At 56.9% G+C, this 12,849-nt stretch carries 12 protein-coding genes and 1 tRNA gene; 11 read left to right on the top strand and 2 right to left on the bottom strand.

What is annotated here, in order from left to right:
• Positions 1-295: 295 nt before the first annotated feature.
• From A7Q00_RS07110 to A7Q00_RS07090, 5 genes are all read left to right on the top strand, one after another.
• Positions 296-2,497 carry a UvrD-helicase domain-containing protein gene (locus A7Q00_RS07110; RefSeq protein WP_483782932.1) on the top strand — a complete coding sequence of 734 codons (2,202 nt, stop codon included), beginning with the start codon at positions 296-298 and terminating at the stop codon, positions 2,495-2,497.
• A gap of 106 nt (positions 2,498-2,603) precedes the next feature.
• Entirely contained in the window at positions 2,604-3,023 is a 420-nt protein-coding gene (locus tag A7Q00_RS07105; RefSeq protein ID WP_064089891.1) for an HIT family protein, read from the top strand.
• Between the two features lie 240 nt (positions 3,024-3,263).
• Positions 3,264-3,866: a sigma-70 family RNA polymerase sigma factor gene (locus A7Q00_RS07100; protein WP_064089890.1), complete on the top strand. Its 603-nt coding sequence runs from the start codon at positions 3,264-3,266 to the stop codon at positions 3,864-3,866.
• A complete protein-coding gene (locus A7Q00_RS07095; protein ID WP_342668421.1) occupies positions 3,859-4,068 on the top strand; it encodes a zf-HC2 domain-containing protein in 210 nt (69 codons plus the stop codon). Before A7Q00_RS07100 ends, A7Q00_RS07095 begins: the two co-directional genes overlap by 8 nt.
• Positions 4,069-4,188: 120 nt before the next feature.
• A tRNA-Phe gene (locus A7Q00_RS07090) sits at positions 4,189-4,264 on the top strand.
• Between the two features lie 482 nt (positions 4,265-4,746).
• On the opposite strand, the gene A7Q00_RS07085 is transcribed toward A7Q00_RS07090, so the two are convergent.
• Positions 4,747-4,971 carry a DUF1653 domain-containing protein gene (locus A7Q00_RS07085; protein ID WP_064089888.1) on the bottom strand — a complete coding sequence of 75 codons (225 nt, stop codon included), beginning with the start codon at positions 4,969-4,971 and terminating at the stop codon, positions 4,747-4,749.
• Positions 4,972-5,119: 148 nt separating this feature from the next.
• Between A7Q00_RS07085 and A7Q00_RS07080 the strand changes: the two genes are divergently transcribed.
• Entirely contained in the window at positions 5,120-5,845 is a 726-nt protein-coding gene (locus A7Q00_RS07080) for a nitroreductase family protein (protein ID WP_064089887.1), read from the top strand.
• A 230-nt stretch (positions 5,846-6,075) separates the two neighbouring features.
• Complete coding sequence (locus A7Q00_RS07075; protein WP_064089886.1) at positions 6,076-6,843, top strand: pseudaminic acid cytidylyltransferase; 768 nt, start codon at positions 6,076-6,078, stop codon at positions 6,841-6,843.
• 98 nt (positions 6,844-6,941) lie between these two features.
• Here the strand turns inward: A7Q00_RS07075 and A7Q00_RS07070 are convergent, their stop codons facing one another.
• Complete coding sequence (locus tag A7Q00_RS07070) at positions 6,942-7,214, bottom strand: GNAT family N-acetyltransferase (protein WP_064089885.1); 273 nt, start codon at positions 7,212-7,214, stop codon at positions 6,942-6,944.
• An 89-nt stretch (positions 7,215-7,303) separates the two neighbouring features.
• On the opposite strand from A7Q00_RS07070, the gene pseG reads away from it, so the two are divergent.
• The 4 genes from pseG (at position 7,304) to A7Q00_RS07050 (ending at position 12,838) form a co-directional block, all read left to right on the top strand.
• Complete coding sequence (gene pseG, locus A7Q00_RS07065; RefSeq protein ID WP_064089884.1) at positions 7,304-8,932, top strand: UDP-2,4-diacetamido-2,4,6-trideoxy-beta-L-altropyranose hydrolase; 1,629 nt, start codon at positions 7,304-7,306, stop codon at positions 8,930-8,932.
• Positions 8,933-8,984: 52 nt separating this feature from the next.
• Complete coding sequence (gene pseI, locus A7Q00_RS07060) at positions 8,985-10,037, top strand: pseudaminic acid synthase (protein ID WP_064089883.1); 1,053 nt, start codon at positions 8,985-8,987, stop codon at positions 10,035-10,037.
• Between the two features lie 526 nt (positions 10,038-10,563).
• A complete protein-coding gene (locus A7Q00_RS07055) occupies positions 10,564-11,763 on the top strand; it encodes an oligosaccharide flippase family protein (RefSeq protein WP_064089882.1) in 1,200 nt (399 codons plus the stop codon).
• Positions 11,756-12,838, top strand: a complete 1,083-nt coding sequence (locus A7Q00_RS07050; protein ID WP_064089881.1) for a glycosyltransferase family 52 — start codon at positions 11,756-11,758, stop codon at positions 12,836-12,838. Before A7Q00_RS07055 ends, A7Q00_RS07050 begins: the two co-directional genes overlap by 8 nt.
• Positions 12,839-12,849 lie beyond the last annotated feature (11 nt).

Below are 12,849 nucleotides of genomic sequence, written 5' to 3'. Positions count from 1 at the left end.
GCCAAACGCCTATTTACGACACCCGCCTGATGGCGGGTGTTGTGCTTTGTGGAAAACAACAAAAAGAAAATACAGCGAAAACAAAAGCGAAGATAAACTGGGATAGGAATAAGGGCATAGGAATAAGTAAGGGAGGATAGTATTTGCTGATTAGGGGGTTACCTAAGAGGCTACCTGAAGCTTTTAGGTAGCCTCTATCCTGCCCTGGAAATGAGTTGGGGTGAACCTGGAAGGAGAGAATGAGGGTTTTGGTTATATAATCTGCGCTTCTTCTGTTACCCCAATACTTCGGATCGTGCTTACATCAGCTCCACACAATTCCCTGCTTTCCAGCTTGAACAATGAGCAACTCTCTGCGGTAGCCTGGCCGGCACAATCGGCTTTAGTACTGGCCGGTGCCGGCAGCGGTAAGACTAAAGTGCTTACCACCCGCATCGCTTGGCTCTTGCATAGTGGTCAAGCCAGCCTGCATTCGGTGATGGCGGTTACGTTCACTAATAAGGCTGCGAAAGAAATGCGTGCCCGGCTCGAAGCCATGTTGCCGCTTAATATCCGCGCCATGTGGCTGGGTACGTTCCATGGCCTGTGCCACCGATTTCTGCGGTTGCATCACAAAGAAGCTGGTTTGCCGGCTGCCTTCCAGATTTTAGACAGCGGTGACCAGCTTGCTCTAGTCAAACGCCTGCTCAAAGCCCTCAACATTTCCGAAGAAATCATCGCCCCGCGTGCCTTACAAGGCTTTATCAATGCGCAAAAAGAAGCAGGTTTGCGTGCTGCCGTGCTACATGCCAGTAATCCGTTTGAGCAGCGCCTGATTGAATGCTATGCCGAATACGATCGTCTGTGTCGGCAGGAAGGGGTAGCAGATTTTGCTGAACTCATGTTGCGTAGCTATGAAGTGTTGCAAAGTAACGAGATCCTACGTACGCACTACCAAAACCGCTTCAACCACATCTTGGTGGACGAATTCCAAGACACCAATAAATTGCAATACGATTGGCTCAAACTTCTGGCTGGACAGCATACTGCCGTATTTGCCGTGGGCGATGACGATCAGAGCATCTACCGTTTCCGTGGCGCGCGTGTGGGCAATATGGCCGATTTCATGCGTGAATTTCAGGTAGCCTCCCCTATCAAGCTGGAGCAGAACTATCGTTCGGTGGGCAATATCCTTGCTGCAGCCAATGCCGTGATTGCCCATAACGACGGCCGCTTGGGCAAGAACCTGCGCACTGAAGCCGAGCATGGCGAAAAAATCCGTTTCCTTTCCGCCTTTACCGACGGTGAAGAGGCCGAGTTCGTGGTAGAAGAAATCAAAGCTCTGCATCGCGACGGCATGGATTTGGTACAAACCGCCGTGCTCTATCGTAGCAATGCCCAGTCGCGCATTCTAGAGCAAGCTCTGTTCCGTGCCGGTCTGCCCTATAAAATCTATGGTGGCCTGCGCTTTTATGAGCGGCAGGAGATCAAACACGCACTTGCTTATTTGCGGCTGGCGGTTAATCCTGACGACGACAACGCCCTGTTACGCGTCATCAACGTGCCCGCACGCGGCATTGGCAGCCGTACGGTGGAAAACATTCAAGCCGCTGCTGCGCAGGAAGGCATACCGCTGTGGCAGGCTGCCTGCCGCGTAGCCGTGAAAAACGGCAAAGTGGCCGTCTTTGTGCGCCTGATTGAGAGCCTGAGCGGCTGCATCGGCCAAGTCGGGCTACCTGAAATTGTGGCCGAGGCCGTACGCAGCAGCGGCCTGTATGAGTATTACCAAAACCAAAAAGGCGACCATCAAGACCGCTTAGACAACTTGGACGAACTCATCCGAGCGGCTGAAGAATTCCGCCCTGAAGACAGCACGTTTGAAACCCTGCCCGCTGATGCTGCAGAGAGCCCCGCATTCCCCGTGCTTGCCTTTTTGAGCAATGCCGCACTCGAATCCGGCGAGAACCAGGCCGCCGCCGATGAGTCTGCCGTACAGCTGATGACCGTGCATGCGGCCAAAGGGCTGGAATTCGACGCCGTATTCATCACCGGCATGGAAGAAGGCCGTTTCCCCAGCGAATTGAGCCTGGCCGAACATGGCGGGCTGGAGGAAGAGCGGCGGCTGATGTATGTGGCTATCACCCGCGCGCGGCGGCGGCTCTACATCAGCATGGCGCAACAGCGGATGTTGCACGGCCAAACCCATTTCGGCACGGTATCGCGCTTTGTGGAAGAAATTCCGCCCGATTTACTGCATTTACTCACTCCCGTGCTCAAGCCACGCTTTCCCGTGCCCGAAAGCCGGCCTCAACAGAGCAGGGCAGAATGGACTGCGCCGGTGGCGAAGCAGGATTATGATGGCTTTAGCATCGGCCAAAACGTGCGCCACCCCAAATTCGGTACCGGCGTAATCATCGAAGGCGAGCACAAAGCCGACAGCGCCCGCCTCACCATAAACTTCGGCAAACAGGGCATCAAAGTGCTGGACACCAAGTTTGCCAAACTGGAAGTCGTGTGAGTTTTCAGGTAGCCTTAGGGCTTGAACTAATTGCTTAACAGGCTACCTGAAAAACATCAGCCGAAACGTAGCCGAAAAATTCTTATTGACTATCAAGGAGAACGACATGTCCGCATACGATAGCAACAACATCTTCGCCAAAATCCTGCGCGGCGAAATCCCCAACCATACGGTGTACGAAGACGAAAAAGTCCTCGCTTTCCTCGACGTTATGCCACAGGCGCGTGGCCATGTGTTGATTGTGCCGAAAACGCAGGCCGTGGAGCTGAGCGATCTGCCATTAGAATATGCACAAGCTGTGTTTGCCACCGCCAAAAAAATCATTGCCGCCCAGCGCAAAGTTTTACAGCGGCACGGTATCGTGCAAATGCAGCTCAACGGCCAAGAAGCCGGTCAGAGCGTGTTCCATTATCATATGCACCTGATTCCCGGCCACGTGCATGAGCTGGCGCGGCACGAAGACAAGATGGCCGACCACACCGAACTGGCCGCGCTAGCCGCCAAACTGAGTGAGGCCATCGCGTAGCCGTGCTTCGATTTGGCAGTATATTGAAGCAGCAATAATTAGATCGGCTGCATTTAACACAACGCCCACGGCAATGTTAAAAGGCTACCTGAAAAGTTTCAGGTAGCCTTTTGAAAGCATCCTGTGGGGTAGATAAATGCAGCTGCCATGTCAGAATAGCAGTAGCCAAATCGTCTCATCACAAGAGACCATTCACGGCATGAGGCTACCTGAAAATTTCAGGTAGCCTTCCATAGCAAGATGAAATCTGAACAAGTAGAAACCAATAATCATGAACAGGTTTGGCAGCAAGCGGATACCGCCGAACTGCGACGCAAACTTTTGCGCTTTGCCACCCTGCAGCTGCATGATGCCCAATGGGCGGAAGACGTGGTACAAGACACTATGCTGAAAGCCTTTGCCCGTCGGCAGCAATTTAAGGCGGCTGCGCAATGGCAAACGTGGGTATTCGCCATTTTGCGCAACACCCTATTAGACAGCCTGCGCAGCCGAAAAAGCCAACTGCAATGGCAAGTGAGCAGCGAAGACGAGCAGTTTCTTGATGCCGTCCGCCAGCAGCAGTTTGACGAAAGCGGCCATTGGACGGATAGCGCCGCCCCTCAAACATGGGCTTCCCCGGAAGATACCATCCGGCAGCAGGAGTTTATGCATACCATGGAATACTGTCTCGAGCATCTGCCAGACAATACCGCGCGGGTATTTATGCTACGTGAGTTGATGGGGTTGGAAGTGGCTGAAATCTGCCAGCAAATCGGCATCAGCGCCGACAACTGCTACACCATTCTCTACCGCGCTCGCAACGGCCTGCGCCGCTGCCTGCAAAGCAACTGGTTAAATGGATAAGAAGGGGACGATTATGCTGAAATGCCAACGAGCCGCAGAATTGATTTCGCTGCAACATGACCGCCCCTTGAGCCTTTGGGAACGTTGGCAGCTGCGACTGCACCTCCTAGTTTGCTCACCCTGCCAACGCTATCAGAAACAACTGGACACCATCAGTTTGGCCATGCACCATGTGCGGCAGAAACAGGCTGAAGATAAATAGTGAAAAGCTGCTTGAAAAAAATATTTGATAAAATAATATGTTTGCTAATTGGCAAGAATATTTCGCCGAAAAAGCTTGACTAAAATGTGGATAACTGGTGTAATAGCAAACTTCAAAAGCGGCCAGATAGCTCAGTTGGTAGAGCAACGGACTGAAAATCCGTGTGTCGGCAGTTCGATCCTGCCTCTGGCCACCATTAACCGCATTTTAGCGGTTATTTTTTTGTCTAACGCCGTCTATCCAAATCTACAAGACCCAAGCCCAGCAATGCTTCTAGCTATGTTTAGGGCTTGTTTGGTATCTACCGCCGTCTATCCGAATTGCATTGAAGCAACAGAATTTAGGGGGTGTATTTTGGGGTATCTCAGAAATACCACCGAAAAAATACCCCAATGCCGCTAACCGACCGCCAAATCAAGAATGCCAAGCCTGCCGACAAAGCGCTTACAAGCTGACTGACGGTAGCGTGCTGTATAGTGAATTAACAAAAACCAGTACAGCGTTGCTTCGTCTTGCCGTACTATCTGTACTGTCTGCGGCTCGTCGCCTTGTCCTGATTTTTGTTAATTTACTATACATGGATTTGTGTGTGGATTGAAAGGCTACCTGAAAAACCGGAGTGCCGGTTTCAGGTAGCCTTTGTTTGGTTTCGCCTGCGGGCTGGGCTGCCAGCCATCTTTAATCAAACGCCTTCACCAGCGCAAACCGTGCCACGCGTCCGTTTGCCGTTTCCACTTCTTCCGCAAACATCGCCAGCGGGCGCACCCACACGCCGTAGTCGCCATAAAGCGCTCGATACACGGCCAGGGGCTCTTCCGTTTCGCTGTGCTGCGCGGTGTGCAGCAGTTCGTAGAGCTTGCCTTTGTAGTGGCGGTAGAGGCCGCGGGGTAGGGGGCTGGGCATGGGATTTCCTTGAGGCGTAAAATGGCGGGGATTATATAGCAAGCCGAATGGGCTTTCGATACAAGGCTGTGGCGAAAGTTAGCTTGGTTTGCTATAGCGGATTCATTATCGCCCGACTTGCCAAAGGCTACCTGAAAAAGGAATCACTATGTCCCTGCAACAAGCCCTCGAACGCCGCCGCTCCGTGCGCCACTACGGCGATGCGCCCATTGATGCCGACACCGTGCGCCGATGCCTGCGCCTCGCCCAGCTGGCCCCCAGCAGCTCCAATATGCAGCTTTACGAGTTCTACCACATCACCGATGCCGCCGTGTTAAAGCAGCTCACCGAAGCCTGCCTCGGGCAGAAAGCCGCCGCCACCGCGCCGCAGATGGTGGTGTTCGTTACCCGCCAAGACCTGCACCGCAGCCGTGCCCAAACCGTGCTTGATTTTGAGCGCGGCAATATCCAACGCAACAGCCCGCCGGAAAAACAGGCCAAACGCATTCAGGCGGAAGAAGGCTACCGCAACAAGCTCATGCCCTTTGTTTACGCCCGCTGCTTCGGCCTGCTCGGCGCGTTCCGTGCAATGCTGGCATGGAGCATCGGCCTGTTCCGCCCGATGATGTGCGACGTGTCCGAAGCCGATATGCGTATCGTGGTGCACAAAAGCTGCGGCTTGGCGGCGCAAACCTTTATGCTCGCCATGGCCGAAGCAGGATACGACACCTGCCCGATGGAGGGGCTGGACAGCCGCCGCGTAAAACGCATCCTAAACCTGCCGCGCGGCGCGGAAATCAACATGGTTGTTTCCTGCGGCATCCGCAAAGAAGGCCACGGCATTTGGGGCGACCGCTACCGCCTGCCGTTTGACGAGGTGTATCGGCATATTTGAAGCGCCGCACATAAATTTGAGGCTACCTGAAAAGTTTCAGGTAGCCTTTTTGATAGACGGGCGGATTTTATATTTGCCAAGCCCCGCCGGAACCCCTGTTGCAGCCACCGCAATCCCTGCCTGCGCACATCGCAAACCGCTGCGGCGGCCTGCCCAAATCAGCTATAATCCCCGCCTTAATAAACCGTATGCGCCACGCCTTCCCAAAGGCCGGCAGAAACCGCGATTCAATGACCCTCTGCATCATTCCCGCCCGCGGCGGCAGCAAACGCATTCCGCGCAAAAACATCAAGCCATTCAACGGCAAGCCGATGATTGCCTATTCCGTCGAAGCGGCGCTGGAGAGCGGCTGCTTTGCGCGAGTGGCGGTGTCGACCGATGATGAAGAAATCGCCGCCGTGGCGCGGCAATATGGTGCGGAAACCCCGTTTGTGCGCCCGCCCGAGCTGGCGGATGATTTCGCCACCACCGGCGCCGTGATGCGTCATGCCGTTGCCACGCTGCTGTCGGAGCGGCTACCTGAAAGCGAGCGCGGCGGGTTGTTGCACGGCAAAAGCGGGCAGCCGGATTGTTCAGGTAGCCTCCAGCCAGCCTTGCCCGAAGTCTGCTGCTTGTATGCCACCGCCCCTTTTGTGCGCCCTGCCGACCTGCAACGCGGGCTGGATACGCTGCGCCGAAGCGGCGGCGATTATGCCTTTTCGGTAACCGATTTTCCCTTTCCTATCCAGCGTGCCCTGCGGTTGGACGGGCAGGGCGGTGTGTCGATGTTTCAGCCGGAAAATTTTGCCGTGCGCTCGCAGGATTTGGAGCACGCTTGGCACGATGCGGGGCAGTTTTATTGGGGCAGTGCCGAGACTTGGCTGGCGGAAAAACCGATTTTTAACAGCCGTGCCGCTGCCGTGAAACTGCCGCGCTATCGTGTGCAGGATATTGATACGCCGGAAGATTGGGCGCGGGCGGAAATGATGTGGCGGGTGTTGCGGGAGATGGGCGGTTAGCCGGATTGGCAAAGCCAGCTACGCCTTTTTCCGCGCAGAAGCCCGCCACGGCCGTTTTTGCTATGCAGAAGCGCACGGTACTCGCTTTCAGGTAGCCTTTAGGCTTCCAAATCGGCAAACTCCGGATGAAAGGCGAGATAGCCGATAACGAATGGGCAGTCGCTGCGGATTTTCACGCCCTGCCGCCGCGCTTCTTCCAGCGTGGTGCGGACGATGTCGGCAGCGATGCCGCGCCCGTAGGGGCTGGCCGGTGCTTCGGTGTGCAACAGCTGCCAAATGCCGCCTTCGGCGCGGTAGGACACATAATAGGTTGTGCCGTGTTCGGTGTATTCGAAGCGTTGCGCGGCTGGGTTGTGGGTGATGGTGCGCATAATGGTTTTCCTGTTTTCAGGTAGCCTGTGTTTTTGCTACGCAGAAGGCTGCGTTCGCTTTCAGGTAGCCTTTGATTAAAGACCAAACGATGAAGATTTTAATCCGTGCAGACGCGTCCCTCCAAATCGGCAGCGGCCACATCATGCGCTGCCTCACGCTGGCGCACGAGCTTTCGCGGCGCGGCCATGAGGTACGCTTTATCTGCCGTGCGCTGCCCGGCCATTTGGGCGAAACCATCGAGCGCGCCGGTTTCGGCTTGGTGTTGCTGCCCGTGCCGCCGCAGACCGGAAGGCTACCTGAAAGCGAAAGCATTGAGTTGTTGCACAGCAAAAACGAAGCGCAGGCAGCAAGGTGCGTTCAGCTGGCCCATGCCCATTGGCTGCCGGTATCGCAGGCGCAGGATGCCGCCGATTGCCTGCCGCCTATCCGAGCTTTTGCGCCGGATTGGATCATCTGCGACCACTATGCCTTATCCGCCGAGTGGGAGCTGGCTGTCAAGGCTGCTGCGGGCTGCCGCCTGATGGCGATCGACGATTTGGCCGACCGCCCCCACGCCGCCGATTTGCTGCTGGATCAAAACCTCGGCCACACCCCTGCCGATTACGCCGGCTTGGTGCCGCCCGCCTGCCGTCTGCTCACAGGCACGCGCTACGCCCTGTTGCGCGAAGAATTTGCAGCCTGGCGCGAGGCAAGCCTGCAACGCCGTGCCGCCCAAGCCGAGACAGGCTACCTGAAGCATATTTTGGTGAATTTGGGCGGTGTGGATAAGGACAACCATACTTTGGCGGTGCTGCAGGCGCTTTCAGGTAGCCTGCCTGCCGCCTGCAGCATCACCGTGGTGATGGGCAAAACCGCGCCGCACACCGCTGCCGTGCAGGCTTTTGCCGATAGCGCGCCGTATCCTTGCCGCGTATTGGTGGGCGCAAACAATATGGCTGAACTGATGGCCGAAGCCGATTTGGCCATCGGTGCGGCGGGTAGCACTTCGTGGGAACGCTGCTGCCTGGGATTGCCCACCATGATGCTGGTGTTGGCGGAAAACCAACGCGGCATCGCCGAAACCTTGCAGCAGGCCGGGGTGGCGAGCGTGGCCAATATGGCGGATTTGCCGGCCAGCTTGGCCAGCCTGCTGGCCGAAACGCCTGCCCTGCGGGCAGAGCAAAGCCGCCGTGCTGCCGCGCTGTGCGATGGGCGCGGCATGCTGCGGGCGGCCAATAATTTGGCCGATTTCGCGCCTGCCGTGCTGCGACCCGCCGCGCCCGCCGACTGCCGCCGCCTGTTTGAGTGGCGCAATCATCCCGAGATCCGCCGCTTTATGTTCGATAGCGAGGAAATCGCTTGGAATGGGCATCAGGCATGGTTTGCCCGCCAGCTGGCCAATCCCGGGATCACCATGCTGCTGTATGAAACCGGCGGCACGGCGCAGGGCTATGCCAGCTTCAAACACCTGGGCGGCGGTCGCTGCGAATGGGGCTTCTACCTTGCGCCCGATTGCCCGCGCGGCCAAGGCCACGGCGGCACATTGGGGCAGCTGGCGTTACAATACGCTTTCTGCCGCCTGAATATGCACGAAGTGCGCGGCCAAGTGTTGCCGCATAACGCCGCCAGCCTGGCCCTGCACCGCCGGCTCGGTTTCCGCCCGGCCGATAAGGCAGCCGGGCAGGAGGCGCAGCAGGCCTTATCATTTGTGCTCCGTGCCGAAGATTTTTTGTATTAAACGCTAAAACGGCAGCCTCCCCATAACAGGCTACCTGAAACCGAAACCACCCATGAAACCCACATTCCAAATCAACGGCCGCCCCATCGGCGCTGCCCACCCGCCCTATATCATTGCCGAGATGTCGGCCAACCATAACGGCAGCCTGCAAACCGCCTTCAACATCATAGAACAGGCCAAGGCTGCCGGTGCCGATGCCGTCAAAATCCAAACCTACACCGCCGACACCATCACGCTGCGCAGCAACGCGCCCGAGTTTCAAATCAAAGGCGGCCTGTGGGACGGGCAAACGCTGCACGAGCTGTATCAAAAAGCGCATCTGCCTTGGGAATGGCATAAGCCGCTGTTTGATTTTGCCCGCGAGCAGGGCATCACCATTTTCAGTTCGCCGTTTGACTTTACGGCGGTGGATTTGCTGGAAAGCCTCAACGCCCCGGCTTACAAAATCGCCTCGTTTGAAGCGGTGGATTTGCCGCTGATCCGCTATGTGGCGCAAACCGGCAAGCCGATGATTGTGTCCACCGGCATGGCCGATGCTGAAGAAATCGCCGAAGCCGTGGCCGCCGCGCGCGAAGGCGGCTGCAAGGAATTGGTGCTGCTGCACTGCGTGAGCGGCTACCCCGCACCGGCGGCGGATTACAACCTGCGCACGCTGCCCGATATGGCGCAGCGCTTCGGCGTGCCGGTGGGTTTATCCGATCACACGCTGGACAACACCACCGCCATCGCCGCCGTGGCGCTCGGTGCGTGCGTGATCGAAAAACACTTCACGCTAGACAGAAACGGCGGCGGCCCGGACGACAGTTTTTCTTTAGAACCGCAGGATTTGGCCGAACTGTGCCGCAGCAGCCATACCGCCTGGCAGGCACTGGGGCAGGCCGATTACGGTTTGAAATCTAGCGAGCAGGGCAATATCCAGTTTCGCCGTTCGCTGTATTTTGTGAAGGATATGAAAGTGGGCGACACCATCGGCGCCGACTGCATCCGCAGCGTGCGCCCCGGCTACGGGCTGGCGCCCAAGCATTACGACGCGCTCATCGGCAAACGCCTGCGCCGCGATGTGGCGGCCAATACGGCCACTGGTTGGGATTGCGTGGAAGAGTAGAAAAAGTTTCAGGTAGCCTTACGGCGGTGTTTGAGGCTACCTGAAAACATGAGTACCAACGAAGCTGGGAATTCGCTTTTTGCGAAATCAAACGCAAAATATGGGGAGAAAACGGTTGAGGTTGTGCCTGTTCTGCTGGTGCAGCCGAATGGAGCGCGGTTTTTCGGGAAATAAGGGCTTGCATGTTTGAAGCGGCGTAGCCGCAAGTGGCGAGCCCGCCCGAAAAACCGTGCGGAGAGAGGGAAGTTTGGCGAAGCCAAACCTGTGCCCGCAGTCGCCTTTCTTTTGCTTTCTTTTCTTTGGCGAAGCAAAGAAAAGAAAGTGCCTGCGCCGGCATGAGGCGCAAAGGTGAAGAGGGAGTGAATAGCGAAGGCTACCTGAAACCTAGCTTTCTCCTTAAAAAAGCGCATAATATACTGATTTAATTTAATGTTGAAAAGAATTTTATGTGCTCAAAATTTTATAAGAAGCTTAAAGTTTCAGGTAGCCTTACGGCAGTGTTAGAGGCTACCTGAAAAGTTCCTATATGAAGATTCTAAAAGACAGCCTCATCTACCTAGTCGGCGAAATGCTGGCCAAGGCCATGCCTTTCCTGCTGCTGCCCTATCTCACGCGCAAGCTGGGCACGGCGGGGTTTGGCGAGCTGTCGTATTATCAGGCGGCATTTTCGCTGCTGCTCATCGGCTTCGGTATGAGCCAGGATGGCGCGGTGACGCGGTATTACTATGTATACGGCCAGCGCAATCTGCACAGCGTGGTGTATGCCGGCGCGCTGTATACCGCTTTTGCCGCGCTTATCGGCTTGTTGGCGGCGTGGCAGCTGCATTCGCTGGCGCTGGCGGCGGTGGTGTGTGCAGCAGCAGCACAAACCGTGCTGGCTACGCAACTGAGCCTGCGCCAATGCCGCAAACAGGCCTTGGCCTATACGGCCATTCAGTTCGGCAGCAGCCTGTTCACCACCGTGCTCACGGTATGGCTGCTGGAAATGAGTGCGGATTATCCGGTGGAGCGGCGATTCTTGGCGCTGTTTGCCGGTAATGCGCTGGTGTCGCTGGCGGCCTATCTGCTTTATCGGCGTACTGCCGGGCAGCGGCTGGGCTTCAACCGGCGGCGGGTGCTGCAGGCTTTGCGCTATATTTTCGTGCTCGGCCTGCCTTTGGTGATTCACCATGCGGGCAATTATGTGAAAGGGCAGTTCGACCGCGTGGTGATTTATCAGGGCTATTCCGCCGCCACGCTGGGCGTGTATTCGGCGGGTTATCAAACCGCCAGCGTGCTGGGCGTGTTGCTGATGGCGCTGAACAAAGCCACCGTGCCGTATTACTACCAAGCCTTGCGCAGCGGCAAAATTACGGCGGCCACGGTGCGCCGCTGGGCGCTGCTTTCGCTCTTGGCCGCGCCGCTGCCGGCAGTGGTGGCCTGGCTGATGCCGGAGCGGCTGTTTCTGTGGCTGCTCGGGGCGCAGTATACGGGGGTGCATTACTATATTTGCCTGTTTTTGCTGGGTTTCGGTTTGACCGTGCCCTATTATTTGCAGGTGAATTATTTGTTTTACCACGCGCAAAACCAGCGCATCGCGCTCACTTCGCTGCTCTCGGCGGGCGGCTATCTGCTGGTGTTGCTGCTCACCGCGCGGGTGGGCATCCAATGGGTGCCGCTGGCGATGATTGCGGGCAACGCGCTGATTTTCCCGATATTGTTCCGGCAGGTGAAACCGTATGGCTGATTTGGCGAATTTAATCATCTGCCTCACGCCCCTGCAGGCCTTGATGGCGCAGCGGCTGATGGCGCAGCGCGCAGAGCCGTTCGATTTGCTGATGCTGTGCTACGAAGATGCGGATAATGCCAAGTTTCGGCATTATTTTCAGGTAGCCTCTGCGGGCAGCCGCCATGCCGAATATGCCCTGATTCCGCAAAGCAAATGGCGGCGCGAGCTGGGCTTGCCCCGCCTGCTGCGCGGACTGGATAAAGAATACGCCACCGCCTTTGCCGCCAGTATCGATAATCCGAACGTGCAATATGTGCTGAACCGCATCCGCTTTGCCGCGCTGGAAACCTTCGACGACGGCACGGGCAACCTGATTCCCGGCAGCGTGCTCTACCGCAACAGCAGCAACCGGCAGCGGCAGCTGATGAACCGCCTGCGTGGCATCCGCCTGCAAACCGAAGACCTGCGCCGCCTCTCGCGTCGGCACCACACGCTCTATCCCGGCCAGCCCAATATTGCCGCGCCCACCGTGCTGCTGGATTTGTGGGCGATAGCCGGGCAAGGGCTACCTGAAAGCGGGCAAGGTGGGCTTCGCCAAAGCGAAGGCAGAGAGGTGCTGAGAAGCGAAAATGGGGCAGTGGATGAGTGTGGCTTAAACGAAAGGCTACCTGAAAAAAATACGGCCGACGTGGCTGCCGCAAACCCGCCCGTCCGCACCCGCCGCATCCTGCTCGGCCAGCCGTTGCTGCCCAATACGGCAGATAACGCCGCGCTGGCCGAAAGCCTGCTGCGCCGTTTTGAGATTGGCGAATATTTCCCGCACCCGCGCGAAACCTACCGCGTATCGGGCGCCGAATACATTGCCAGCCCGCTGATTTTTGAAGACTATCTATTGGAGAGCCTGCGCCGCGAGCCGGATACCCGCTTCGAGGTGTATCACCTCGTCAGCACCGCTGCGCTGAATGTATACGCCTTCCCACGCACTGCCGTGTATGCCGTGCGCCCCGCAGAAGCCGCCTTTCACACACCCGGTGCGGAGCAGATTTATCAAGTGATGGCGCAGTTGGGCATTCCGATTATCGATATTGAGTGAGTTTCACGATA

It is taken from the genome of Eikenella halliae, assembly GCF_001648475.1.
Lineage (GTDB): Bacteria > Pseudomonadota > Gammaproteobacteria > Burkholderiales > Neisseriaceae > Eikenella > Eikenella halliae.
This window is presented reverse-complemented; position numbering and strand designations above follow the sequence as displayed.